This is a genomic window from Pseudomonas sp. Y5-11, assembly GCF_022368695.1.
In the GTDB taxonomy this organism is placed as follows: Bacteria; Pseudomonadota; Gammaproteobacteria; order Pseudomonadales; family Pseudomonadaceae; genus Aquipseudomonas; species Aquipseudomonas parakoreensis.
Genome location: NZ_CP058974.1, coordinates 998570 through 1021455 on the forward strand (window position 1 = coordinate 998570; position 22886 = coordinate 1021455).

A 22886-nucleotide genomic window follows, 5' to 3' on the forward strand; every position below is an offset into this window, starting at 1 on the left:
CCTGCTCAGGATTTCTCATGCATTACCAGACCGTACTGTTCGACCTCGATGGCACCCTGACCGACCCGCGAGAGGGCATCACCCGATCCATCCAGTTCGCTTTGAGCAAACTCGGCATCGACGAGCCGGACCTGAGCAAACTCGAACACTTCATCGGCCCGCCGCTGTTGCAGGCGTTCATGCAGTTCTATGGCTTCGACGAGGCCAAGGCCTGGGAGGCGGTGAATTTCTATCGCGAGCGCTTCAAGGTCACCGGCCTGTACGAGAACCGTGTGTTCGAGGGCGTCACGCCGCTGCTGGAAACCCTGAGCGGCCAAGGGCGACAGCTGTATATCGCGACGTCCAAACCGTGGGAGTTCGCCCGGGAAATCGCCCGGCACTTCGACTTCGCCAAACACTTCAAGGTGATCTACGGCAGTGAGCTGGATGGCACGCGGACCAACAAGGTCGAGCTGATTGCGCATCTGATCGCTGAGGAAGGGCTGGATCCGCGCAACACGCTGATGATCGGCGATCGCAAGCATGATCTGATCGGCGCGCGCAGCAACGGCGTGGACGCGGCGGCGGTGGGGTATGGGTTTGGCAGTTTTGAAGAGTTGAGTGCCGAGGCGCCGGCTTATCACTTTGAAACGCTGGCGGAGTTGCATCAGGCGTTTTTGCGGCGTTGATCATAGCGCCATCGCTGGCAAGCCAGCTCCCACAGGTGAGCAGTGTGCGAAGGTTCACCTGAATCCATGTGGGAGCTGGCTTGCCAGCGATGAGGCCGGATCAGCCGACATCAGTTCAAGATCCGGCCAAAGTTTTCAAGGCCGCTTTACGCTCCGCGACAGGTAACCCGCCTAGCTTCTCGACCTCAACATAAAACCGCACCCAATCCCCGCCAACCTGCCTGAACAACGTCGCAAACGCCGGTACCCACTGGTCATACAGCCCAAACGGCAACAACCGCGCATTGTTCAGCGGCAGATTCACCCACGCGTCATAACGCTTGTCCCCAGCCCACTGGCTGTCGCGCATGACCCGGTAATCGCGGCGAAATTGCTCGAACGTCGCCGCTTTGCATTCGCGCATCTGCTCGGCCGGTAGCGGCTGAGCGTAGAGCTTTTCCAGGCGTGAGCGTGTTTCCAGCACCAGCTCAATGAACTGATCACGCTGCTTTAGCCGCGAGTCGGTATTCGCAGGCAGGCCACGAAACGCCCGCCACTGGCGGGTGCCTTCCTGCTCGACAAACGTGGCAAAGGACTCGTTGAACTCGGTGTCGTCCTTCACATAGAAGCGCTGATGCGCCAGTTCGTGAAAGATCAGCGTGGCCAGGCGCTCATCGCCCCAGCCCATCATCGAATTGAGGATCGGGTCATTGAACCAGCCGAGGGTCGAATAGGCCTCGACGCCGCCAATCGACACATCCATGCCTTGCAGACGCTGGATCGCCGCTTCGCCGCGCGCGGCGCTCTGGCTGTAGTAGCCGCGATAGGCCACGCAACCGGCGATCGGGAAGCAATGGTTCTGCGGCTTCAGGGAAAACTCCGGGGTGGCGAACACGTTCCACACCACATAGGGCCGGCCAATGTCAGCGTACAGCCGATAGCTCTGGTTGTCCGGCAGGTGCAGCTGTTCGCTGGCAAAGTCCCGGGCCTTCTGTGACTGGCTCAGGTGCGTGCGCAGCTTGGCGTCGCGGCTCGGGTCGGCGATCACCTTGGCCACTGGCTCGCGCGCGCGCAGCAACTGCAATTGGCCGCTCGCCAACTGGCTGTAATAGCTGACGCTGGAACAACCGTTGAGCAACAAAAACATCACACCCGGAAACAAAATCCGCAAAACGCGATCAAGTAACCCATGGCTTGGAAGCGGCCTGCTCAAAATAAAAATCCTTTGGAAAGTCTGCCCGCAAGACTATCCCGCCATTTGGAGCTTCGCTATGCGCATGTTGTTGCTGACAGGAGGCCTGCTGACGCTGGCCGGATGTGCCGGATTCGGAATGCCCGACCCTGATCCCTCGCAAGCCTGGATCGATCTCGATGCCCGGCAACAGGACACCGCGCTGCAAGCGCTGCAGGTCGATAGCCGGGCCACGGTCGACAAACGTTATTTCGAAGTGCAGCCCGGCAGCCACGAATTGAAGGTGCGCTACCAATTCCCGGTCGAAGCCACCAACATTGGCCCCGACGCCGAGCCTCTGTGGCGCGACTGCCAGTTGAAGCTGACATTCAAGGAATTCAACGCCGGACAGCGTTATCAATTGCAAGCTGGCAGCATCGGTTTCCGGCCATGGGCGAAGCTCTATGACGAGCAGCACAATGTGGTCGGCCAAGGTACGCCGGCAGGCTGTCAGCGCACGTGATCAGCGCTATGCTGGAGGTCTGAATCCTTGGACATCCATCATGCGCAAGTTGATGTTGTTGCTCGCAGTCGGCGCTATTGCCGGCTGCCAGACGCCACTGCCACCGGTCGATCCGCAAATGGCCTGGGTCGATTTCTCAACCCCGACCCCGGGCGGCAAATTGCTGATGGCCGAGCGCCTGGACAATCAACGGCTGACCGATGGGCGTTTCTTTCAGGTCACGCCTGGTAGCCACGAGCTGCGTGTGCGGTTTGACTTCGAGGTGTTTGGAGGCGGCGGTGCGCTAATGACTGGCCCGGTCGAGCGCCTGTGCTACCTGTACATCCGCTACGACCATTTCGAAGCCGGCCAGCGTTATCTGCTGGAAGGTCGTTCGCTAGGGTTCACCCCGAGTGCCCGCCTGTACAACGCCAAACGCGAAATCGTCGCCGAGGATCGCGACTACAACTGCATTAACTGAGACGACTCAGCTGTCGTTCTTCTGATAGATGATCGCCTTGCTGCCGTTCTCACATGAACCGACCACCATTGCGATGTCATGTTTTGCGGCTTCTTCCTTGCTGACGATTTCCAGTGTGTAGGACGGCACTGCTTTAGCCTGAATCTTTATTTCGATCTCTTTCCTGAGTTCTTCGCAGTCTTTCGGTGCCGCAAAAACCGAAGTGGCCAGTGCACTGCAGAGGATCGCCAAGCCAATACGTTTCATATCCTGAAGCTCCATGGGGCAGCGCGCACGGGCGTGCGCTGAAGCTGCTGTCACTTATTCGACCATATTCTTGCAGCGCAGGTTCTGATGTCGCTCACATCTTCAGCAATTGCGGTGCTATTCAAATCGCCTTCGCGGGCAAGCCCGCTCCCACAGGTCAGGGGGGCCGACCCAAATCCTGTGGGAGCGGGCTTGCCCGCGAAGGCGTCAGTGCCAGCAACGCCTTTGTCGAAGCCTGCGTAAATCAGCTGACCAGCGAAGCCTCAAGGGTAATCTTCGCATTCAATACCTTGGACACCGGGCACCCTTCCTTGGCCTTGGTGCTCAGTTCTTCAAACTGCGCCTGAGTCGCCCCCGGGATTTTCGCCTTGAGAATCAGCTTGACTGCAGTGATGGCAAAGCCGCCATCCACTTGGTCCAGTGTGACCTCTGCCTGAGTATCGATGCTCTCGGCCTTCAGACCCGCATCACCGAGAATCATTGAAAACGCCATGGAAAAACAGCCGGCATGGGCGGCGCCGATCAGTTCTTCCGGGTTCGTACCTTTGCCGCCCTCGAAGCGGGCCTTGAAGCCGTAAGGCGCTTCTCTGAGGACGCCGGTCTCGGTAGAGATCGAGCCGATGCCGGTTTTCAGATCGCCTGCCCAATGCGCGGATGCTTTCTTCACGATAGCCATGTCTGCCTCCTCAAGATCTGGCGCGAAACGCCGCGCCGTCGTGGTTTTTGCTTGCAAGGCTTCTGAGGATAGACGCCGGGACAAAGTTCAGCTCAGGTGAATCGTTGACTTTTTTAGTAGGATTTTTCCCTCAGCTATTGAAACTCGGGTATATGCCCTCATTGCACAGAACACGCTTATGAATTCGGCAGGTTTTCGTTCGCAAGAAAAAACCTGCACCCCACTCGGAGACGCAGGTTTATGAAGCAACTGTCCGACGTAAAGTTTTCCACCCTCGATCTGGTGCCGGTGCGCGAGAACGGTAGCCCGGCGCAATCGCTGCGCAACTCGCTGGACCTGGCGCAGCACGTCGAGAAATTCGGCTACACCCGCTTCTGGGTGGCCGAGCACCACAACATGGACGGCATCGCCAGCTCCGCCACCTCGGTGCTGTTGGGATATCTGGCCGGGGGGACTTCGACGATTCGCGTCGGCTCTGGCGGAGTAATGCTGCCCAACCACGCACCGCTGGTGATCGCCGAGCAGTTCGGCACGCTTGAAAGCCTGTACCCGGGACGCATCGATCTGGGGCTGGGCCGCGCGCCCGGCTCCGATCAGATGACGGCCCGCGCTCTGCGCCGCGAACGCTCCGGCAGTGCCGACGATTTCCCGGAAGACGTTGCCGAGCTGGCGCGCTTCCTCGGCCCGCGCACGCCGGATCAGCGGGTGATCGCGATGCCCGGCACCGGCACCCATGTGCCGATCTGGCTGCTCGGCTCCAGCCTGTTCAGTGCGCAACTGGCCGGTGAGCGCGGCTTGCCTTATGCCTTCGCCTCGCACTTCGCTCCACGTTTCATGCATGAGGCGATTCGCGTCTATCGCAACCACTTCAAGCCTTCGGCGGTGCTCGATAAACCGTACGTGATGCTCGGGGTGCCGCTGGTGGCGGCGGATACCGATGAGCAGGCCGATTATCTGGCGACCTCGGTGTACCAGCGAATCCTCGCGCTGATGCGTGGGCAGAGTCTGGTGCAACGTCCACCGGTGAAAACCATGGACGGCCTGTGGCTGCCCCATGAGCGCGAGGCGGTGGGGGATTTCCTCGGCCTGGCGATGGTCGGCAGCCCGCAGAAGATTCGCGCGAAACTGGAAGTGCTGGTCGAGCAGACCCAGGCCGACGAGCTGATTTTCACTTGCGATCTCTATGAACACGCCGATCGCGTACGTTCCTACGAACTGCTGGCGCAGGTCATGAAAGGATAAACGCGGCGCCCTGTAGGAGCTGTCGAGTGAAACGAGGCTGCGATCTTTTGATCTGATTTTTTAAGGTCACGATCAAAAGATCGCAGCGTGCCGCAGCACCTGCATGTAAATCATCGCCCACAAAAAAGCCGACGCCTTCGCGTCGGCTTTTGCATTTCAGGCGCAATCAACCGCGTTTGTAGACGATTTCCTTGGCGCCGCCTTCACAGGTGCCGACGACTTTGCCGTCAGCGGCCGCACCCTTGTCGACGACTTCCAGCGAATACCCGGAAACGTGCTTGGCATCCAGCTTCGCCGCGATCTCGCTTTTCAACTCTTCACAAGGCTTGCCAGCAGCCAACGCGCCACCCGCAAGGCTCAACAAACCTACTGCCAATATGAACTTCTTCATCGGTCGCACTCCCTGGTCGGATTAAAAGAGGCGGGCACCGGCTATGCCGATGCGTTCACCTTGTAGCGCTTTGCCATTCCTATGGCACTCGGCCAGCGCGCAAGTTCAGAAGCGTAGCCCAAACTCAGCTGCTGGCAATGCGGAAGCCGACTTTGAGGGTTACCTGGAAATGCGCAGCCTTGCCGTCCTTGATGTGGCCACGCGTCTCGACCACTTCAAACCACTCCAGATGCTTGATGCTCTTGTTGGCTTCGGCCAGCGCGTTGTTGATGGCGTCTTCGATGCTGCTGGTGGACGAGCCGACCAGCTCGACTTTCTTGTAGGTGTGATGGTCACTCATGGCGATCTCCTTGACGTGTGGATTTGAGACTAGCAGTGAATCTGCACTGTTGATTTCGGCGGCTCGATGCAAGCGAAGTTCAGATTTTCTGCACTTTCTCAAACTGCTGAAGTCCCAACCAACACACGCCACTCATCACCAATGCAGGAGAGCCACCATGGCCAACACCTCTTTACGTAAAGCCTCGTTGCAAAGCATGGAAGCCGAGATCGAGAGTCTGCTCAAATCGTTGGAAAGCCTCAAAGACGACGCTTCGGACGAGTCGCGCAAGACGCTCAAGGCACTCAAGAGCAACGCTGAAAGCGCGCTGAAACATTCGCGCAGCCTGCTCAGCGACGCCTATGAAGAAGTAAAAGTGAAAACCCGCGAGACCGGCATCGCCACCCGCGATTACGCTCAGGAACATCCTTGGACCACTGCTGGTGTGGCCGTCGGTGCGATCGGTCTGCTGGCCGCTTACCTGCTGTTCAAGCGCGGCGAGTGATCCGTCTGGCGCAGCTCGTTCTTGAGCCACTGCGCCAGTTGCCGGGCGCGCCCGTCTGCGGCGCGCTTGGGTAGCCACAACGCCAGTTGCGCCGGGGTTTCGCAGAAGCCCCACGGTGCAACCAGGCGACCGGCCTTCAGGTCTTCGGCCACCAGCGGCTCGGGCGCGATTGCCACGCCAAGTCCGGCCACTGCGGCTTCCAGCAGATAATACAAATGCTCAAAACCTTGCCCCAACTTCAACGCCTTGGCGTCGAGGTGATTTTGCTGTGCCCAGCTCGGCCAGGCTTGCGGACGCGATGTGGTGTGCAGCAGCGGCTCGCTGAGCAAGGCTGACGCCGGCGCTGCCTGCAGGCGTTGATGACCGCTGAACAGCGGGCTCAGCACCGGGCCGATGCGTTCTGCGGCCAGTTCGTAGACCTGCATGTCTGCCGGCCATGGTGGCTCGGCGAAGAGCAGCAAGGCATCGAGACCCGGGCGCCGTGGATCGAGATCACCTTCGCCAGCCGACAGGTGCAGACGCAAGTCTGGCAGGTCGGCATTCAGCCGGCCCAGGCGTGGAATGAACCAGCGCGCCAACAGGCTTCCCGAGCAGCCAAGCACGAACGGCGCGTCAGCGGTGCTCTGCGTCAGCTCGGCACACACACTGCGCAAGCGATCAAAGGCCTCGCCGCTGGCATCGCGCAGACGAGCTCCGGCATCTGTGAGTTTCAAGCCGCGACCATCCTTGACGAACAGGCTCACGCCCAGATGCGCTTCAAGCACTTTGAGCTGCCGGCTGACTGCGCCATGAGTGACGTGCAGCTGCTCGGCCGCCTGACTGACGCTGTTCAGTCGGGCGGTGGCTTCGAATGCGCGCAAGGCATTCAGCGGGGGAAGGTCATGGCTCATGGTATCTGTGAGTTTTCCTGACAAGTTGTGGCGATCTTATCGGTTTTCAGCCTGGAAGGTCAGGGGTAGAGTGGGCGCCATTGTCTTCTCACCCGAATTCACCTGGAGCACATCATGACCCAGACTTCGAACACCTCCAACCTGCGCAGCGGCCCTGACGATAACGGCCTGTTCGGCGCGTTTGGCGGCCGCTACGTGGCGGAAACCCTGATGCCGTTGATCCTCGATCTGGCCCGTGAATACGAAGCGGCCAAGGAAGATCCAGCGTTTAAAGAAGAGCTGGCCTACTTCCAGCGTGACTATGTCGGTCGTCCGAGCCCGCTGTACTTCGCCGAGCGTCTGACCGAGTTCTGCGGTGGTGCGAAGATTTACCTCAAGCGCGAAGAGCTGAACCACACCGGCGCGCACAAGATCAACAATTGCATCGGCCAGATCCTGCTGGCGCGGCGCATGGGCAAGAAACGCATCATCGCCGAGACCGGTGCCGGCATGCACGGCGTGGCGACTGCTACCGTGGCCGCACGTTTCGGTCTGGATTGCGTGATCTACATGGGCACCACGGACATCGAGCGTCAGCAGGCCAACGTATTCCGCATGAAGCTGCTGGGCGCCGAAGTGATTCCGGTAGTGGCCGGCACCGGGACGCTGAAAGACGCGATGAACGAAGCGCTGCGTGATTGGGTGACCAACGTCGACAGCACCTTCTACCTGATCGGCACCGTGGCCGGCCCGCACCCGTACCCAGCCATGGTGCGCGACTTCCAGGCCGTGATCGGCAAGGAAACCCGCGAGCAGTTGCAAGCCCAGGAAGGTCGTCTGCCGGACAGCCTGGTGGCGTGCATTGGCGGCGGTTCCAACGCCATGGGCCTGTTCCACCCGTTCCTCGACGACCAGAGCGTCGAGATCATCGGCGTCGAAGCCGCCGGTTATGGCATCGAAACCGGCAAGCATGCGGCCAGTCTGAACGGCGGCGTGCCGGGTGTGCTACACGGCAACCGTACCTTCCTGCTGCAGGACGACGATGGCCAGATCATCGACGCCCACTCGATTTCCGCCGGTCTCGATTATCCGGGCATTGGCCCTGAGCACGCCTGGTTGCATGACATCGGCCGCGTTCAGTACACCTCGGTCACCGACGACGAAGCCCTCGCTGCGTTCCACCAGTGCTGCCGCCTCGAAGGCATCATCCCGGCACTGGAAAGCGCTCATGCGTTGGCTGAAGTGTTCAAGCGCGCGCCGAAACTGCCGAAGGATCACCTGATGGTGGTCAACCTGTCCGGCCGTGGCGATAAAGACATGCAGACCGTCATGCATCACATGGAACAGTCCAAGCAGGAGAAACACTGATGAGCCGCCTGCAAACCCGTTTTGCCGACCTCAAGCAACAGAATCGCGCCGCGCTGGTGACCTTCGTCACCGCCGGTGATCCGGACTACGACACCTCGCTGGCGATCCTCAAAGGCCTGCCCGGCGCTGGCGCCGACGTGATCGAGCTGGGCATGCCGTTCACTGACCCGATGGCCGACGGCCCGGCGATTCAACTGGCGAACATCCGTGCCTTGGGCGCCAGGCAGAATCTGGCGAAAACCCTGCAGATGGTGCGTGAGTTCCGCGAAGGCAACAGCGACACGCCGCTGGTACTGATGGGCTACTTCAACCCGATCCACATGTATGGCGTTGAACGTTTCATCGCTGATGCCAAGGAAGCGGGCGTCGACGGTCTGATCGTGGTCGACATGCCGCCAGAGCACAATAATGAACTGTGCGACCCGGCACAGGCTGCCGGTCTGGACTTCATCCGCCTGACCACCCCGACCACGGACGATGCGCGTCTGCCGAAAGTGCTCAATGGCAGCTCGGGCTTCGTTTACTACGTGTCGGTGGCCGGTGTGACCGGTGCCGGTGCCGCAACTCTGGAGCATGTCGAAGAAGCGGTGGCTCGCCTGCGTCGACACACTGATCTGCCGATCAGCATCGGCTTCGGTATCCGTACTCCGGAGCAGGCGGCGTCCATCGCCCGCCTGGCGGACGGTGTGGTGGTGGGCTCGGCACTGATCGATCACATCGCCAATGCGACCACGCCGGCGCAGGCGGTCGATGGTGTGCTGGGTCTGTGCAAGGCGCTGTCCGAAGGCGTGCGTCAGGCCCGCGTCAGTTGAAGGTAAAGTTCCTGATACAGAGGAATTAGCACCTCGCAACACAGCCTAATTGAGCAAGACCGAGGGATTCAGAACCACGTTCTGAATCCCTTTTTTGCTGTTGGTGCCGTGAGGAAAGACCCGATGAAAATGCCGAAACGTCTGATTGCCGGACTGGGCGTGCTGATGCTCAGCGCGACGCCGCTGCTGGCCAGCGCCGATCCACGCGATGATCATGACCACGGCGGCCCGCAGAACGATCACCGTGGTGGCCCGCCACACGACTTCGGCCCGGTGCGGCAGACCATTCGCGACAACCACGGCTACTTCGTACGTGGCGCACCGCCACCTCCGGGCATTCATCTGGAACGCGGCCGACCGTTGCCGCACGGTTACTATGGCGAGCGGCTGGACGGGCGGGCGCTGAGCCGTCTGCCGGTGTATCCGGGTTATGAGTGGCGCCGGGCCGGTGGGGACATTGTGCTGATCGCGGTAGGTACCGGGATCGTTTACGAAATTCTGGACGGTGTTTTGTACTGATTTACAGGCAGTAAAAAGATCGCAGCCTGCGGCAGCTCCTACATTTATCTCTGTAGGAGCTGCCGCAGGCTGCGATCTTTTGCTTTTAAGGCAACTCCAGCCCGCCGGATGCCTTGTGCAATTTACGCAGATGCTCGCCGATCTGCTTCACGTTGGCTTCACTGGCGGCAATCTCGGCCGCTCGCTGTGGCTCCAGTAACTTGCGCACTTCCTTGTCCAGATCACCGCTCAGCGCCAGCAGTTGCTTCTGGCGCTGGCTGCTTTCGTCCTGCAGGCGCTTGAACTCGCTCGGTTGCGGCAAACCGTAACCGCGGCTGTCGAGCAGTTCCGCCGGACGACTGAGGAAGCCACTGTTGGCGAGAATTTCCTGCAGGGTTGCGTTGGCCTTGTCCATGCCACCGTTCTCCAGCTCCCGGGCACCGAGGTAGCGTTGCTTGACCTCATCCTGGGCCAGCAGCAACTGGCGGCGATAACTCGCCTGTTCCAGCAGCAACAACGCTGCACTGGTGCGCAGGTCTGCGCGCTCGAACCACTGCCGGCGTTCTTCGGCAGACAGCGATAGCCAGTCCTCGACGGTGGTCTGTTTGATCGGCAACTGCTTTTTCAACACATCGAACATTGCCTGATAGCGATCGCGGAACGAATCGAAGCGATAACCCAGGCGCAGAGCTTCCTTGGGATTGTCGAGCACGCTGGTGTCGGCCAGGCCACGGCCTTTGAGCACTTCAAGCAAACCGTTGGGCATGATGCTGTCCAGGCCAATCAGTTGCTTGTTATTGCTGCCGCTGCGCAACAGCTTGAGGCTTTCCACGGCGCAGTTGTTGGACAGGAAGAAGTAGTTGCCGTCGTAACTCCAGTGCATCTCGGCGGCGTGTTCGACCACCTCTTCAATTTCCTTGCGCGACAGGTTCAGCGGTACCGAAGCGAGGCTGCGCAGTTCGGTCTTGGTGTATTCGTCGATGACCTGGGCGAGTGGCAGCACGAACAGCCGTGACGGGTACTTGCCGACCAGTCCGTCCCAGCTCGACAGCTGCACGTCACCGACAAAGGCGCGGTACGACAACACCAGATGCTGGTCGAGGTCGAGCCGGCAATCCGGGCCCCGTGGTCGTCCCGGCGCACAGATCACCAGGCGCAGCATGCTGTGGCCCCAGCGGCTGACCCAGTTCTGGTTGGCTTCGGCCAGCAAGTAGTCGACGGCATACACCCGCTCCGGATCGACCTGTCCCAGTGGCTGTTTGGCGAAGTCGTTGCCGGCATTCAGGAAGGCGAAGGTGTTGCTGCAGGTGTCCCTGGCCGGTGGTGCCCAGCCGAAGCGCTCCTTGTAGTAGCGATAGAGCGCAGGACGTCGGCAGGCGTAGCTCGGGTCGAGGAGGAAATACTCCATGTTGACCGCGACAAACTCTTTCGGACTGGAAATCTCGTACAGATCCGGGCTGCGGGCCACCTGGCGGTTGTGCTGTTCACGCTCGCCGCGCCGCCCGACGTACTGTTGCCAGCCGGCGAGGTCGAGCAGGCGCGGGTCATCGCTGAGGGTGAAGCGGCGTTCGGTCTGGCCGCGACACTCGTCGGGAATGCCGATCAGGCCGGCGCTGTTGCTGCGGCGAGTGCAGCGCTGGATCAGCGTGCGCTCGGCGGCGGGCCACAGGCGCGCGCGGTCATAAATGTGGGTGAGCTCGTGCAACACGGTTGCCAGCAGTTCCTGGCGCACGGTGCCGTGAGGGCGATTGGTTTTTTCTTTGGCCGCGCTGCCGTCGGTGAGGCTGGCGAGCAGTTTGCGGTTCAGGTCGAGTTCGGCAACCAGGGTCGCCTGGCCGTAGGCGTTGCCGGGCATGTCGTCGGACCAGCCGACGTCGATGCGCCGGTCCAACTGTTCGACGAAGCTGGGCGGCAGCTTCTGCATCGCTTCATCGAGCAGCGCCTGACTGGCCTGTTGCTGGGCGGGGCTCAGCCCGTCGGTCTTGAGCCGCAATTGCAGGCTGGCGTGGGCGCTGTTGCCAAGCAGCAACAACGCCCCGGCCAGTAGCCAGGCGCCGAGTGACTTCACAGGGCAAGAATGGCTTCGGCGAGCACCTGATCGCTGGCGTCGCGGGCTTCCGGCACGCGGGTGCGCAAGGTGTTGAGGGCGGCTTCCAGGTGCGCACCACGGATATCGCCGTTGGTGGCAACAAAACTGGCGGCATCGTCATGGGCTTCGCGGATGATTTTCGAATCGCGAATCGACGTGGTGGTATCGGAGGTGAAATCGATGGTGCGCTGGGAGGCACGAACGATGATGTTACTGGTGGCTACCAGGGTGTGCGCCTGGGCCACGTCGGCCAACACAAACAGGCCAAGGGCGGCAGCAATCAGCGGGCTACGCATGGAACGACTCCGGAAGGGCAATGATAACGAAGGACTGAGATAACTATTGGACGAGAATTGCCTGTGCCAGTTCAAGGTCGCTGACATGAAGTTTCGGTCGGGATTTGCGCAGGTAATGCAGGGCGGATTCGAGCTGCGCGCCGCGCAATTCGCCGTCACTGGCAACAAACGCCGCCGCGTCATCATAAGCGGCGATGATCAGTTTACGGTCGAATGGCGCGGAAGACACCATTCCTGTGGCCCAGACCGTCACCACAGTATTTTGCGTGGAGACATCAAAGGCATCGACCGACGTCGCCCAGCAGGCGCTGAACAAGGCACAAGGGATAAGCAGGTTGGTCAGAAAACGCATGGGACTCGATAACGGTTAGCGAGTCTCAAGGCTAGCGTAATGCCCGGGCCAGAGCCAGTGGCGAAACATCGGGACACGACTGGCGTGCCCCGTCTGGCAACGTCCGATCAGATCGCCAGAATGGCTTGCGCCAGTTGGAAGTCGGTCGCGTTGAGTTGTGGTGCTTGATGGCGGATCAGGTCCAGGGCGCTTTCCAGTTTGACGCCGCGGATCTGGCCTTCGCTGGCGACGAAGCTGGCAGCGTCGTCACGGGCGGCGATCACGACTTTGTTGTCACGCAGCGAAGAGCTGACATCGGAGGTGGCGTCCGAGGAGGATTTCAGCGCGCCAACCACGGCGTCGGTGGTCACAATGAAGCTGGAGGCACTGGCGTTGGCAGCCACGGCCAGCAAGGCGGCAGCGCTGAGCAGGCGAAGACGGGACATGGTGGATCTCCTGATAGTAAACCGTATTGAGAGGTGGCTTGTGTCTGATGAGTCAGACGCGGGTTACAGAAGATTCGCCACGTTCTGGCGTGGATATTAGGCCTGCGCGCGAGGTTCGGACAGTGGGCAGAATGCTAGCGCCAGAATGGTTTCTCCAGTTCTCTGAGCCGATCGGCATGGCTGAGGCCCAGATCCGCTAGGTCGCGCTGGTCCAGTTGAGCCAGCAGGCGCCGCGTCCTGGCGCGCTCCAGTCCTTGCCACAGGGGGCGAAACAAACGCCGCAACGGGTGCGAGTGAGCGCGGGGTAGAGTCGAAGCTGTCGAAACATCCTGTAAGCCTTTCATGGCGTTTTCCTTAAACCCAGGAGGGTTAAGGACATGCTGCGCCCGATGCAGTTTGGCGAGCAGATACACTCATGAGAAATTGTACTGGTTCAGATTTTGTTTATTTAGAACTGTACCTGTACTTCGAATATTCTGCTGTACGGGCATTTTCGAACCCTGAAACGACAAGACCCGTCGCGGTTTCCCGCGACGGGTCTTGTGTGTTCAATTCGGGTTGCTGGCGGTGGGTCTAGCGACCAGAGCCAGCGACGCTACTTAGCGCCAGAACGGCTTGCTCAGCTCTTCGTAGCGTTGTGCTTCGCTGATACCGGCGTCAGCCAGCAGACGCGAATCCAGACGAGCCAGTTGGTGGCGGCTGGAGATGCGGCGCTGCCACAACATCAAGTTGGCGATAACGCGCAGAGGCAGGGAAGCCTGGGTTTTTGCAGCTTTGTCTTCGAAGAACAGTTCGGAACTGAGTGTACGTTCCATGGTTGACATCCTTCCGCTTGTGGCGGGATCAGGTAGTGGTTTAACTGGTGCCCATGATCCTCTCGTTTGCCTAGTCTCTCTAGATACAGTTCAACTGTATTGTGAGTGACCAGTTAACTGTTTATAGGTGGTGTATGGGTCAAAATTGAGCAAACTGTACCTGTATGCACTTTTATGGTGCGTTTTTGCTCAAATTGAGGTAGAGGATAGGCAAAAGCCGTAGGAAACAACCAGTACAGCAGTACAGTTTTTGTCGAATAGGAAGGATGAAAAAACCGCTGACACAAACTGTGATTGCATCAGCGGTTTGACTGTACGAATTACACCGCGAGCATGCGACCGGTTTCTTCCAGGTTCATGTGCCAGCTCAAGGCTTCGCGCAGGATGTGCGGGGTATGACCGCCGATGGCGCAGGCGGCGGTGAAGTAGTCATTCAGCGCCTTGCGGTAATCGGGGTGTACGCAGTTATCGATAATCACCCGGGCACGTTCCCGCGGGGCCAAGCCGCGCAGGTCGGCCAGACCGATTTCGGTCACCAGGATGTCGACGTCATGCTCGGTGTGGTCGACGTGGCTGACCATCGGCACCACGCTGGAAATCGCCCCGCCCTTGGCGATCGACTTGGTCACAAACACCGCGAGGTGCGCGTTGCGCGCGAAGTCGCCCGAGCCACCAATACCGTTCATCATCCGCGTGCCGCAGACGTGGGTGGAGTTGACGTTGCCGTAGATGTCGAACTCCAGCGCGGTGTTAATGCCGATGATACCCAGACGACGCACCACTTCCGGGTGGTTGGAGATCTCCTGCGGGCGCAGCACCAGTTTGTCCTTGTACTTCTCCAGATTGCCGAACACATCACTGTTGCGCCGCTCTGACAGAGTGATCGAGCTGCCAGACGCGAAACTCAGCTTGCCGGCGTCGATCAGGTCGAAGGTCGAGTCCTGCAGTACTTCGGAATACATGGTCAGGTCTTCGAACGGCGAATCGATCAGGCCACACATTACCGCGTTGGCAATGTTGCCGATCCCGGCCTGCAGCGGGCCAAGCTTGTTGGTCATGCGCCCGGCATCGACTTCCTGTTTGAAGAAGGTGATCAGGTGTTCGGCAATGGCGTTGGTGTCGACATCCGGGGTCGACACCGTGGACGGCGAATCCGCCTGCTGGGTAATGACGATGGCGACAATCTTCTCTGGTGGAATCGGGATCGCGGTGCTGCCGATACGGTCGTCGACTTTTACCAACGGGATCGGCGTGCGCGTCGGGCGGTAGGTCGGGATATAGATGTCATGCAGGCCTTCGAGGTTGGCGTTGTGCGCCAAGTTGATCTCGACGATTACCTGTTTGGCAAAAATCGCGAAGCTGGCCGAGTTGCCCACCGAGGTAGTCGGCACGATGTGGCCCTGCTCGGTGATGGCCACGGCTTCGATCACTGCGATGTCCGGCAGCTTCAGTTGCTGATTGCGCAGTTGCTCGACGGTTTCCGACAGGTGCTGGTCGATGAACATCACTTCGCCGGCGTTGATTGCCTTGCGCAAGGTGCTGTCGACCTGAAATGGCATGCGTCGCGACAGCACGCCGGCCTCGGTCAGCTGTTTGTCGAGGTCGTTGCCCAGGCTGGCGCCGGTCATCAGGCTGATCTTCAGCGGCGTGACCTTGGCTCGCTCGGCCAATGCGTGAGGGACGGCTTTGGCTTCGCCGGCGCGGGTGAAGCCGCTCATGCCGACGGTCATACCGTCTTCAATCAGCGCGGCGGCGTCGGCGGCGCTCATCACTTTATCCAACAACGAAGGCAGGCGAATACGGTCACGGTACATGGATTATTTTCTCGGGAAGCGAGTATCAGGATGCGCAGTCTAGTGAATTTCGCGGGCGCCTGTCCCGCTACCAAGGTCGCAAACGAGGCGTCTATTTAGCGGGTTTGAAGTAAAACACCGTTACCGGATCTGCAACAACGCGGCAAATTGTCCGACGTTTTGCGCAAACGAAAACGCCCCGACAAGTCGGGGCGTCCGGTGCTACTGCGGAGGATTACTCGACCGCTTTGACCATGTCCTCGATGACCTTCTTCGCGTCGCCGAACACCATCATGGTTTTGTCCAGGTAGAACAGTTCGTTGTCCAGACCGGCATAGCCGCTGGCCATCGAGCGCTTGTTGACGATGATGGTCTTGGCCTTGAACGCTTCGAGGATCGGCATGCCGGCAATCGGCGATTTCGGATCGTTCTTGGCGGCCGGGTTGACCACGTCGTTGGCGCCGAGCACCAGCACCACGTCGGCTTGGCCGAACTCGGAGTTGATGTCTTCCATCTCGAACACCTGGTCGTAAGGCACTTCGGCCTCGGCGAGCAGGACGTTCATGTGCCCGGGCATGCGACCGGCCACCGGGTGGATCGCGTACTTCACGGTCACGCCACGGTGGGTCAGCTTCTCGGTCAGTTCTTTCAACGCATGCTGCGCGCGGGCCACCGCCAGGCCGTAGCCCGGGACGATGATCACGGTGTCGGCGTTGGTCAGCAGGAAGGTCGCGTCATCCGCCGAACCGGATTTCACCGGACGGGCTTCTTTCGCACCGGCAGGTCCTGCGTCGGCCGTATTGCCGAAACCACCGAGCAGTACATTAAAGAAGGAACGGTTCATCGCCTTGCACATGATGTACGAGAGGATCGCACCGCTCGAACCCACCAGCGAGCCGGCAATGATCAGCATCGAGTTGTTCAGCGAGAAGCCGATACCCGCAGCCGCCCAGCCCGAATAGCTGTTGAGCATCGACACCACCACCGGCATGTCGGCACCGCCGATCGGGATGATGATCAGCACGCCCATCACGAACGCCAGCGCCAGCATCAGCGCGAACGCGGCGAGGTTGCCGGTGAGCATGAAGGTCACACCCAGCACCAGCGTCGCCAGGCCCAGGACCGCGTTCAGTTTGTGCTGACCGGCAAACTGTACTGGTGCACCCTGAAACAGGCGGAACTTGTACTTGCCCGACAGCTTGCCGAAGGCGATCACCGAACCGGAGAAGGTGATCGCACCGATCGCCGCACCGAGGAACAGTTCGAGACGATTACCCGCCGGGATCGAATCACCCAGTTGCTTGACGATGCCCAGCGATTGCGGCTCAACCACCGCAGCAATGGCGATGAACACCGCCGCCAGACCGATCATGCTGTGCATGAAGGCGACCAGCTCCGGCATCTTGGTCATTTCGACGCGCTTGGCCATGATCGAACCGGCAGTGCCGCCGATCAGCAGGCCGACGATCACATAGCCGATACCGGCAGTTGCAAGCTCGGCACCCAGCTTATAGATGAGGCCGACGGTGGTGAGAATGGCCAGCGCCATGCCGAGCATGCCGAACAGATTGCCGCGCCGCGAGGTGGTCGGGTGCGACAGGCCTTTGAGGGCCTGGATAAAGCAGATCGACGCGATCAGGTAGAGCGTCGTGACGAGATTCATGCTCATTACTTCGGCGCCTCTTCTTTTGCTTTCGGGGCTTTCTTCTTGAACATCTCAAGCATGCGGCGGGTGACCAGAAAGCCACCGAACACATTGACCGCAGCCAGTGCCACGGCGAGGGTGCCCATGGTCTTGCCCAGCGGTGTGACGGTCAGCGCAGCAGCGAGCATGGCGCCGACGATTACGATCGCCGAAATGGCGTTGGTCACCGCCATCAGTGGCGTGTGCAGCGCAGGTGTTACGTTCCAGACCACGTGGTAACCGACATAAATCGCCAGCACGAAGATGATCAGGTTATAGATACCGGGGGAGATAAGCTCTTCCATCGTCTGAATCCCTGCTTAGGCGTTTTTGCGGATGACTTGGCCGTCGCGGCACATCAGGCACGCGGCGACGATGTCGTCTTCGAGGTTGACGTCGAACTGGCCTTCTTTGGTGAACACCAGCTTGAGGAAGTCCAGCAGGTTGCGGGCGTACAGCGCCGAAGCATCTGCGGCGACTTCACCGGCGAGGTTGGTCGGGCCGACGATGGTCACGCCGTTCTCGACCACGACCTGATCGGCGACGGTCAGCGGGCAGTTGCCGCCCTGGGCTGCTGCGAGGTCGATAACCACCGAGCCCGGCTTCATCTGCGCCACGGTGTCTGCGCTTAACAGCGTCGGTGCCTTGCGGCCCGGGATCAGGGCGGTGGTGATGACGATATCGGCCTGCTTGGCGCGCTCGTGCACAGCCTGGGCCTGACGCTGCATCCAGCTCGCCGGCATTGGTCGCGCGTAACCGCCGACACCGACCGCGCATTCGCGCTCTTCGTCAGTTTCGTAAGGGACGTCAACGAACTTGGCGCCGAGGGATTCGATCTGTTCCTTCACCGCCGGACGCACATCAGACGCTTCAATCACCGCGCCCAGACGTTTCGCCGTGGCAATCGCCTGCAGCCCGGCCACGCCGGCACCAAGAATCAGCACACGCGCCGCTTTCACGGTACCCGCAGCGGTCATCAGCATCGGCATGAAGCGCGGATAGTAGTGCGCGGCCAGCAACACAGCCTTGTAGCCGGCAATGTTCGCCTGCGACGACAACACATCGAGACTCTGCGCCCGAGACGTACGCGGCGCCGCTTCCAGGGCGAACGCGGTAATCCCGCACTCGGCCATTTTGGCGATGGTTTCGTTATTGAAGGGGTTGAGCATGCCAACCAGCACCGCGCCGCGCTTGATCAGCGCCAGTTCGGCGTCGCTGGGGGCGACCACTTTGAGAATCAGCTCGGCACCGAACGCATCGCTGGCACTGCCAATGGTTGCGCCCGCCGCTTCATAGGCACTGTCGACAACGCTGGCTTTGACGCCGGCGCCGGTTTGCACAGTGACCTTATGACCTTGGCTGATCAGCTTTTTAATGGTTTCCGGGGTTGCAGCAACCCGTGTTTCACCGGTCTGGGTTTCGAGAGGAACACCAATGTGCACGTCAAATCTCCTGCGTGATCTTATTGAGTAAACCCAGGCACTGCGGATGGTGCGACTGGGGCGGCCGATCAGCACGATCCCGCCAAATCAGGGCGGGGCGCGGCATTTTGCAGGCGAACTTTATGCCCTTCAAGGGATTATGACGGGTGACGGAAAATTAACTACAAGTCATCCCGTGACCGAATGTCGCAGATGGCCAGTTGAATCCCTTGTAGGCCGTGCCTTACAAGGATTCTGGCCGAATCTGAAAAAAATTCTCATCGGCGACGTGAATAGGACGTAATGAGTCGTCAATAGAGGCTCAAAGCCACGTCAGCAGGCGCTTGTGGGACGTCTGTACGACTTTCGGATACAGTCTGCGATTTTGCGACAAATACTTATATCTGTAGGGCTTTGGATTTCCTGACTACCGGGTTAGTAATTGTTGTAAGCCTTTATCCTTCTAGGCTGTAGCTGTTTGCCTGATTGACCAGCCAATCGCGAAATGCCTTGAGTGACGCCGATTCGACCTTGCGCTCCGGAATCATCAGGTAATACGCCTTGATGCTGGAGAGTGCATCCGGGTTGGCGATCACCAAGCGTTTCTCGGCCAGTTCGCGTTGAATCAGGAACGGCGGAATCAGTGCGATACCCATGTCGTGCATGGCCGCCTGGGCCAGCATGGAGAATAGCTCGTAGCGTGGGCCTGTCATGTCGCGGGGGATGTTCAGGTGCTGTGAGTTAAACCATTGGCGCCAGGCGTAAGGGCGAGTGGTTTGTTGCAGCAACGGCAGTTCGGCGATCTCGTCAGCCGTCAGATGCGTTCTATTGCCGAGTAGGGCAGGGCTGCACACCGGCATCGGATTTTCGCCCATCAGTCTGTGGGATTCGGTACCTGACCAATCGGCGTCGCCGAAGTAGATCGCCGCGTCGAAATCAGTATCGGCAAACAGGAACGGGCGGGTACGGTTGGTCAGGTTAACTGTCACTTCCGGGTGCTTGAGCTGGAAATCCTTGAGCCGTGGCAGCAGCCATTGCGTGCCGAAAGTGGGCACTACCGCCAGTTCGATCACGTTGGTGCCCTGTTGACCCATGACCGAGAGCGTGTCGCGCTCGACGGCATCGAGTTGCGTGGCCACCCGACGGCTGTAGGACAGCCCCGCTTCTGTCAGCTTCACACCGCGTCGCGAGCGTCGGAACAGTTCCACACTGAGGAACTCCTCAAGGCTGGCAATCTGTCGGCAAATGGCGCCCTGGGTGAGTGAAAGTTCTTCGGCAGCCTTGGTAAAGCTTTCGTGGCGAGCGGCGGCTTCGAAGCTAATCAGGGCTGTGGTGCTGGGTATCTTCCTGCGCATGTACGTCAACCTCACTAATGCGCCGCATAAAAGGCATTCAGCGACGTTTCGGAGTGAGAAATTAGCACAACAGGATGCGAAATCCTCGTTTGCCGCGTTGGCGAAGCGGGCCTAGGATCAATGCCACGTTAATTCACCGATTTGCGAGGACACACTCATGGGCGGTAAAGCTAGCTTCAACTGGATCGATCCCTTGCTGCTGGATCAACAGCTCACCGAAGAGGAGCGCATGATCCGTGACACCGCCGCCCAGTTCGCTCAGCAGAGCCTGGCGCCACGCGTGCTTGAAGCTTTCCGCCATGAGAAAACCGATCCGGCGATCTTTCGCGAAATGGGCGAAGTCGGTCTGCTCGGCGCGACCATCCCTGAGCAATACGGTGGCAGCGGTCTGAACTACGTCAGCTACGGTCTGATTGCTCGTGAAGTGGAGCGCGTCGACTCCGGCTACCGTTCGATGATGAGCGTACAGTCCTCGCTGGTGATGGTGCCGATCAACGAATTCGGCACCGAAGCGCAGAAACAGAAATACCTGCCGAAACTGGCGTCCGGCGAATGGATCGGCTGCTTCGGTCTGACCGAACCCAACCACGGTTCCGATCCGGGTGCGATGATCACACGTGCGCGCAAAGTCGACGGCGGTTACAGCCTGACCGGCGCCAAGATGTGGATCACCAACAGCCCGATCGCCGACGTATTTGTAGTCTGGGCCAAAGACGATGCCGGCGACATCCGTGGCTTTGTCCTGGAGAAAGGCTGGAAGGGCCTGAGCGCACCGGCGATTCACGGCAAGGTTGGCCTGCGCGCATCGATCACCGGCGAAATTGTCATGGACAACGTTTTCGTACCGGAAGAGAACATCTTCCCCGACGTGCGTGGTCTGAAAGGTCCGTTCACTTGCCTCAACTCGGCGCGCTACGGCATCTCCTGGGGCGCGTTGGGCGCTGCCGAATTCTGCTGGCACACCGCTCGCCAGTACACCCTTGATCGTCAGCAGTTCGGCCGCCCATTGGCCGCGACTCAGCTGATCCAGAAGAAGCTGGCCGACATGCAGACCGAAATTACCTTGGCACTGCAAGGTTGCCTGCGTCTGGGGCGCATGAAAGATGAAGGCACTGCGGCGGTCGAAATCACCTCGATCATGAAGCGTAACTCCTGCGGCAAGTCGCTGGATATTGCCCGGATGGCCCGTGACATGTTGGGGGGCAACGGTATTTCCGACGAGTTCGGTGTGGCCCGTCACCTGGTCAACCTGGAAGTGGTGAATACCTATGAAGGTACTCACGACGTTCACGCGTTGATCCTGGGGCGCGCGCAAACCGGTCTGCAGGCGTTCTATTAACAGGAGAGCGACCATGGGCGCGCTGTCGCATCTGCGGGTACTGGATTTATCGCGCGTGCTGGCCGGGCCGTGGGCCGGGCAGATACTTGCCGACCTTGGCGCCGAGGTGATCAAGGTCGAGCGTCCGGGCAATGGCGATGACACGCGCGCCTGGGGGCCGCCCTTCCTCAAGGACGCTTATGGGGAGAACACCAGCGAGGCGGCTTACTACTTGTCGGCCAACCGCAACAAGCAATCGGTGACGATCGACTTCACTCGGCCTGAAGGTCAACAGCTTGTGCGTGAGCTGGCGGCGAAGTCGGACATCCTGATCGAGAACTTCAAGGTCGGTGGGCTGGCCGCCTACGGTCTGGACTACGAGTCGCTGAAGGCGATCAATCCGGACCTGATCTATTGCTCGATCACCGGCTTCGGTCAAACCGGGCCGTATGCCAAGCGCGCCGGTTACGACTTCATGATCCAGGGGCTGGGCGGGCTGATGAGCCTGACCGGTCGCCCTGAAGGTGATGAAGGCGCCGGGCCGGTAAAGGTGGGGGTAGCGCTGACGGACATCCTTACAGGTCTGTATTCGACGGTGGCGATTCTGGCAGCGCTGGCTCATCGTGATCACGATGGCGGCGGGCAACACATCGATATGGCTTTGCTGGATGTGCAGGTCGCCTGCCTGGCCAATCAGGCGATGAATTACCTGACTACGGGCAATGCGCCCAAGCGTCTGGGCAATGCGCATCCGAACATCGTGCCTTATCAGGACTTCCCGACGGCTGATGGTGATTTCATTCTTACCGTTGGCAATGACGGCCAGTTCCGCAAGTTCGCCGAGGTGGCTGGGCAGCCGCAGTGGGCGGACGATCCGCGTTTCGCGACTAACAAGCTGCGGGTGGCTAACCGCGCGGTGTTGATTCCGCTGATTCGTCAGGCAACGGTATTCAAGACCACCGCCGAATGGGTGGCGCAGTTGGAGCAGGCGGGCGTGCCGTGTGGGCCGATCAATGATCTGTCCCAGGTGTTTGACGATCCGCAGGTGAAGGCACGTGGGTTGGCGATAGCGCTGCCGCACGCACTGGCAGGAATGGTCCCGCAGGTGGCGAGTCCGATCCGGCTGTCGCAAACGCCTGTCGAATACCGTCGCGCGCCTCCTTTATTGGGCGAGCATACGCTGGAGGTTCTGCAGCGGGTGTTGGGTATGGGCGCTGGCGCCGTGGAGTTGCTCAAGGCTGATGGGGTCCTTTGAAATACTCCTCTATATAGAGGGAGTGGTTTTTCCAACTTATATAGGCGCAGCTGTGTGTTTTTTAACCGGTCTGTAAGTTGTTGAAAGAAAACTGAAATTAACGGTTGACGGCAGATTCTGGAGGTCTATAATTCGCCCCACTTCCGGCGCAGTCGAAACGGAAAACTCCTTGAGATTCAATGAGTTACGCAGTTTTCGACGGCGGATCGCTTCAGTTCATCGAAGCCTGGAGGGAGTTGAAAGAGCGGTGATGTTTGGCTCTTTTGACGGTTCGATCTTCTCGGTCGAAAGCGGTGAAAAAGAGGTGTTGACAGCAGCGTGTAACGCTGTAGAATTCGCCTCCCGCTAACGAGAGA

General features: G+C 59.8%; 27 protein-coding genes. 10 read left to right on the plus strand and 17 right to left on the minus strand.

Annotated features, from left to right (window positions below; translation table 11 throughout):
• Positions 1-17: 17 nt before the first annotated feature.
• Complete coding sequence (locus HXW87_RS04530; protein WP_121182953.1) at positions 18-668, plus strand: HAD family hydrolase; 651 nt, start codon at positions 18-20, stop codon at positions 666-668.
• A gap of 115 nt (positions 669-783) precedes the next feature.
• On the opposite strand, the gene HXW87_RS04535 is transcribed toward HXW87_RS04530, so the two are convergent.
• A complete protein-coding gene (locus HXW87_RS04535) occupies positions 784-1860 on the minus strand; it encodes an aminopeptidase (protein WP_239778475.1) in 1077 nt (358 codons plus the stop codon).
• Positions 1861-1918: 58 nt separating this feature from the next.
• Here HXW87_RS04535 and HXW87_RS04540 point away from each other — a divergent pair, with 58 nt between their 5' ends.
• Positions 1919-2341, plus strand: a complete 423-nt coding sequence (locus HXW87_RS04540; protein ID WP_182403275.1) for a hypothetical protein — start codon at positions 1919-1921, stop codon at positions 2339-2341.
• A 40-nt stretch (positions 2342-2381) separates the two neighbouring features.
• The gene (locus HXW87_RS04545) at positions 2382-2801 is read left to right on the plus strand and encodes a lipoprotein (RefSeq protein WP_047297484.1); all 420 of its coding nucleotides are present in this window, start codon (positions 2382-2384) and stop codon (positions 2799-2801) included.
• Between the two features lie 6 nt (positions 2802-2807).
• Here the strand turns inward: HXW87_RS04545 and HXW87_RS04550 are convergent, their stop codons facing one another.
• Both HXW87_RS04550 and HXW87_RS04555 read right to left on the minus strand, forming a co-directional pair.
• A complete protein-coding gene (locus HXW87_RS04550; protein WP_047297485.1) occupies positions 2808-3047 on the minus strand; it encodes a DUF1161 domain-containing protein in 240 nt (79 codons plus the stop codon).
• A 244-nt stretch (positions 3048-3291) separates the two neighbouring features.
• The gene (locus HXW87_RS04555; RefSeq protein ID WP_041074742.1) at positions 3292-3723 is read right to left on the minus strand and encodes an OsmC family protein; all 432 of its coding nucleotides are present in this window, start codon (positions 3721-3723) and stop codon (positions 3292-3294) included.
• A gap of 240 nt (positions 3724-3963) precedes the next feature.
• On the opposite strand from HXW87_RS04555, the gene HXW87_RS04560 reads away from it, so the two are divergent.
• Positions 3964-4965: an LLM class flavin-dependent oxidoreductase gene (locus HXW87_RS04560; RefSeq protein WP_239778476.1), complete on the plus strand. Its 1002-nt coding sequence runs from the start codon at positions 3964-3966 to the stop codon at positions 4963-4965.
• Positions 4966-5131: 166 nt separating this feature from the next.
• Here the strand turns inward: HXW87_RS04560 and HXW87_RS04565 are convergent, their stop codons facing one another.
• A complete protein-coding gene (locus HXW87_RS04565; RefSeq protein WP_047297488.1) occupies positions 5132-5356 on the minus strand; it encodes a DUF1161 domain-containing protein in 225 nt (74 codons plus the stop codon).
• 124 nt (positions 5357-5480) lie between these two features.
• A complete protein-coding gene (locus tag HXW87_RS04570) occupies positions 5481-5696 on the minus strand; it encodes a dodecin (RefSeq protein ID WP_027610201.1) in 216 nt (71 codons plus the stop codon).
• 157 nt (positions 5697-5853) lie between these two features.
• Here HXW87_RS04570 and HXW87_RS04575 point away from each other — a divergent pair, with 157 nt between their 5' ends.
• Positions 5854-6180, plus strand: a complete 327-nt coding sequence (locus HXW87_RS04575; RefSeq protein ID WP_003220391.1) for a DUF883 family protein — start codon at positions 5854-5856, stop codon at positions 6178-6180.
• On the opposite strand, the gene HXW87_RS04580 is transcribed toward HXW87_RS04575, so the two are convergent.
• The gene (locus tag HXW87_RS04580) at positions 6153-7070 is read right to left on the minus strand and encodes a LysR family transcriptional regulator (RefSeq protein ID WP_047297489.1); all 918 of its coding nucleotides are present in this window, start codon (positions 7068-7070) and stop codon (positions 6153-6155) included. The two genes, HXW87_RS04575 and HXW87_RS04580, sit on opposite strands and share 28 nt — an antisense overlap.
• Before the next feature lie 114 nt (positions 7071-7184).
• Here HXW87_RS04580 and trpB point away from each other — a divergent pair, with 114 nt between their 5' ends.
• The 3 genes from trpB to HXW87_RS04595 all read left to right on the plus strand — a co-directional run bounded on the left by trpB (position 7185) and on the right by HXW87_RS04595 (position 9748).
• Positions 7185-8417 carry a tryptophan synthase subunit beta gene (gene trpB / locus HXW87_RS04585; RefSeq protein ID WP_041074734.1) on the plus strand — a complete coding sequence of 411 codons (1233 nt, stop codon included), beginning with the start codon at positions 7185-7187 and terminating at the stop codon, positions 8415-8417.
• Entirely contained in the window at positions 8417-9229 is an 813-nt protein-coding gene (gene trpA / locus HXW87_RS04590; protein ID WP_095667889.1) for a tryptophan synthase subunit alpha, read from the plus strand. Before trpB ends, trpA begins: the two co-directional genes overlap by 1 nt.
• 123 nt (positions 9230-9352) lie before the next feature.
• Positions 9353-9748 carry an anti-virulence regulator CigR family protein gene (locus tag HXW87_RS04595; protein WP_239778477.1) on the plus strand — a complete coding sequence of 132 codons (396 nt, stop codon included), beginning with the start codon at positions 9353-9355 and terminating at the stop codon, positions 9746-9748.
• Between the two features lie 85 nt (positions 9749-9833).
• Here HXW87_RS04595 and HXW87_RS04600 read toward each other — a convergent pair whose 3' ends face one another.
• From HXW87_RS04600 to HXW87_RS04650, 11 genes are all read right to left on the minus strand, one after another.
• Positions 9834-11795: a DUF4105 domain-containing protein gene (locus HXW87_RS04600; protein ID WP_239778478.1), complete on the minus strand. Its 1962-nt coding sequence runs from the start codon at positions 11793-11795 to the stop codon at positions 9834-9836.
• Positions 11792-12112, minus strand: a complete 321-nt coding sequence (locus HXW87_RS04605; protein WP_041074727.1) for a DUF2388 domain-containing protein — start codon at positions 12110-12112, stop codon at positions 11792-11794. The genes HXW87_RS04600 and HXW87_RS04605 overlap by 4 nt, the downstream gene beginning before the upstream one ends.
• 43 nt (positions 12113-12155) lie before the next feature.
• The gene (locus HXW87_RS04610) at positions 12156-12464 is read right to left on the minus strand and encodes a DUF2388 domain-containing protein (RefSeq protein ID WP_239778479.1); all 309 of its coding nucleotides are present in this window, start codon (positions 12462-12464) and stop codon (positions 12156-12158) included.
• A 107-nt stretch (positions 12465-12571) separates the two neighbouring features.
• Positions 12572-12889 carry a DUF2388 domain-containing protein gene (locus HXW87_RS04615; RefSeq protein ID WP_007962831.1) on the minus strand — a complete coding sequence of 106 codons (318 nt, stop codon included), beginning with the start codon at positions 12887-12889 and terminating at the stop codon, positions 12572-12574.
• 134 nt (positions 12890-13023) lie between these two features.
• Positions 13024-13233: a DUF1127 domain-containing protein gene (locus tag HXW87_RS04620; RefSeq protein ID WP_027610194.1), complete on the minus strand. Its 210-nt coding sequence runs from the start codon at positions 13231-13233 to the stop codon at positions 13024-13026.
• A gap of 255 nt (positions 13234-13488) precedes the next feature.
• Positions 13489-13704, minus strand: a complete 216-nt coding sequence (locus HXW87_RS04625) for a DUF1127 domain-containing protein (protein WP_003220409.1) — start codon at positions 13702-13704, stop codon at positions 13489-13491.
• Positions 13705-14024: 320 nt separating this feature from the next.
• Positions 14025-15518 (minus strand): acetyl-CoA hydrolase/transferase family protein, encoded by a 1494-nt coding sequence (locus tag HXW87_RS04630; protein ID WP_047297495.1) that lies wholly within the window; start codon positions 15516-15518, stop codon positions 14025-14027.
• Between the two features lie 214 nt (positions 15519-15732).
• On the minus strand, positions 15733-17166 hold the full coding sequence (locus HXW87_RS04635) for an NAD(P)(+) transhydrogenase (Re/Si-specific) subunit beta (protein WP_095139707.1): 1434 nt from the start codon (positions 17164-17166) through the stop codon (positions 15733-15735).
• Positions 17166-17486, minus strand: coding sequence for an NAD(P) transhydrogenase subunit alpha (locus HXW87_RS04640; protein WP_003220416.1), 321 nt, complete (start codon positions 17484-17486; stop codon positions 17166-17168). The genes HXW87_RS04635 and HXW87_RS04640 overlap by 1 nt, the downstream gene beginning before the upstream one ends.
• Positions 17487-17501: 15 nt before the next feature.
• Positions 17502-18623, minus strand: coding sequence for a Re/Si-specific NAD(P)(+) transhydrogenase subunit alpha (locus HXW87_RS04645; RefSeq protein WP_095667887.1), 1122 nt, complete (start codon positions 18621-18623; stop codon positions 17502-17504).
• Positions 18624-19057: 434 nt separating this feature from the next.
• Positions 19058-19957 (minus strand): LysR family transcriptional regulator, encoded by a 900-nt coding sequence (locus HXW87_RS04650; protein ID WP_121182972.1) that lies wholly within the window; start codon positions 19955-19957, stop codon positions 19058-19060.
• A gap of 157 nt (positions 19958-20114) precedes the next feature.
• Here HXW87_RS04650 and HXW87_RS04655 point away from each other — a divergent pair, with 157 nt between their 5' ends.
• Entirely contained in the window at positions 20115-21296 is a 1182-nt protein-coding gene (locus tag HXW87_RS04655; RefSeq protein WP_003220420.1) for an acyl-CoA dehydrogenase, read from the plus strand.
• 13 nt (positions 21297-21309) lie between these two features.
• Complete coding sequence (locus HXW87_RS04660) at positions 21310-22530, plus strand: CaiB/BaiF CoA-transferase family protein (protein WP_239778480.1); 1221 nt, start codon at positions 21310-21312, stop codon at positions 22528-22530.
• Positions 22531-22886 lie beyond the last annotated feature (356 nt).

Bases quoted from the DNA above. Each gene is read 5' to 3' on its own strand.
- HXW87_RS04530 (WP_121182953.1), top strand. From the start codon at position 18: ATGCATTACCAGACCGTACTGTTCGACCTCGATGGCACCCTGACCGAC.
- HXW87_RS04540 (WP_182403275.1), top strand. From the start codon at position 1,919: ATGCGCATGTTGTTGCTGACAGGAGGCCTGCTGACGCTGGCCGGATGT.
- HXW87_RS04545 (WP_047297484.1), top strand. From the start codon at position 2,382: ATGCGCAAGTTGATGTTGTTGCTCGCAGTCGGCGCTATTGCCGGCTGC.
- HXW87_RS04550 (WP_047297485.1), bottom strand. From the start codon at position 3,047: ATGAAACGTATTGGCTTGGCGATCCTCTGCAGTGCACTGGCCACTTCG.
- HXW87_RS04555 (WP_041074742.1), bottom strand. From the start codon at position 3,723: ATGGCTATCGTGAAGAAAGCATCCGCGCATTGGGCAGGCGATCTGAAA.
- HXW87_RS04560 (WP_239778476.1), top strand. From the start codon at position 3,964: ATGAAGCAACTGTCCGACGTAAAGTTTTCCACCCTCGATCTGGTGCCG.
- HXW87_RS04565 (WP_047297488.1), bottom strand. From the start codon at position 5,356: ATGAAGAAGTTCATATTGGCAGTAGGTTTGTTGAGCCTTGCGGGTGGC.
- HXW87_RS04570 (WP_027610201.1), bottom strand. From the start codon at position 5,696: ATGAGTGACCATCACACCTACAAGAAAGTCGAGCTGGTCGGCTCGTCC.
- HXW87_RS04575 (WP_003220391.1), top strand. From the start codon at position 5,854: ATGGCCAACACCTCTTTACGTAAAGCCTCGTTGCAAAGCATGGAAGCC.
- HXW87_RS04580 (WP_047297489.1), bottom strand. From the start codon at position 7,070: ATGAGCCATGACCTTCCCCCGCTGAATGCCTTGCGCGCATTCGAAGCC.
- trpB (WP_041074734.1), top strand. From the start codon at position 7,185: ATGACCCAGACTTCGAACACCTCCAACCTGCGCAGCGGCCCTGACGAT.
- trpA (WP_095667889.1), top strand. From the start codon at position 8,417: ATGAGCCGCCTGCAAACCCGTTTTGCCGACCTCAAGCAACAGAATCGC.
- HXW87_RS04595 (WP_239778477.1), top strand. From the start codon at position 9,353: ATGAAAATGCCGAAACGTCTGATTGCCGGACTGGGCGTGCTGATGCTC.
- HXW87_RS04605 (WP_041074727.1), bottom strand. From the start codon at position 12,112: ATGCGTAGCCCGCTGATTGCTGCCGCCCTTGGCCTGTTTGTGTTGGCC.
- HXW87_RS04610 (WP_239778479.1), bottom strand. From the start codon at position 12,464: ATGCGTTTTCTGACCAACCTGCTTATCCCTTGTGCCTTGTTCAGCGCC.
- HXW87_RS04615 (WP_007962831.1), bottom strand. From the start codon at position 12,889: ATGTCCCGTCTTCGCCTGCTCAGCGCTGCCGCCTTGCTGGCCGTGGCT.
- HXW87_RS04620 (WP_027610194.1), bottom strand. From the start codon at position 13,233: ATGAAAGGCTTACAGGATGTTTCGACAGCTTCGACTCTACCCCGCGCT.
- HXW87_RS04625 (WP_003220409.1), bottom strand. From the start codon at position 13,704: ATGGAACGTACACTCAGTTCCGAACTGTTCTTCGAAGACAAAGCTGCA.
- HXW87_RS04630 (WP_047297495.1), bottom strand. From the start codon at position 15,518: ATGTACCGTGACCGTATTCGCCTGCCTTCGTTGTTGGATAAAGTGATG.
- HXW87_RS04635 (WP_095139707.1), bottom strand. From the start codon at position 17,166: ATGAGCATGAATCTCGTCACGACGCTCTACCTGATCGCGTCGATCTGC.
- HXW87_RS04640 (WP_003220416.1), bottom strand. From the start codon at position 17,486: ATGGAAGAGCTTATCTCCCCCGGTATCTATAACCTGATCATCTTCGTG.
- HXW87_RS04650 (WP_121182972.1), bottom strand. From the start codon at position 19,957: ATGCGCAGGAAGATACCCAGCACCACAGCCCTGATTAGCTTCGAAGCC.
- HXW87_RS04655 (WP_003220420.1), top strand. From the start codon at position 20,115: ATGGGCGGTAAAGCTAGCTTCAACTGGATCGATCCCTTGCTGCTGGAT.
- HXW87_RS04660 (WP_239778480.1), top strand. From the start codon at position 21,310: ATGGGCGCGCTGTCGCATCTGCGGGTACTGGATTTATCGCGCGTGCTG.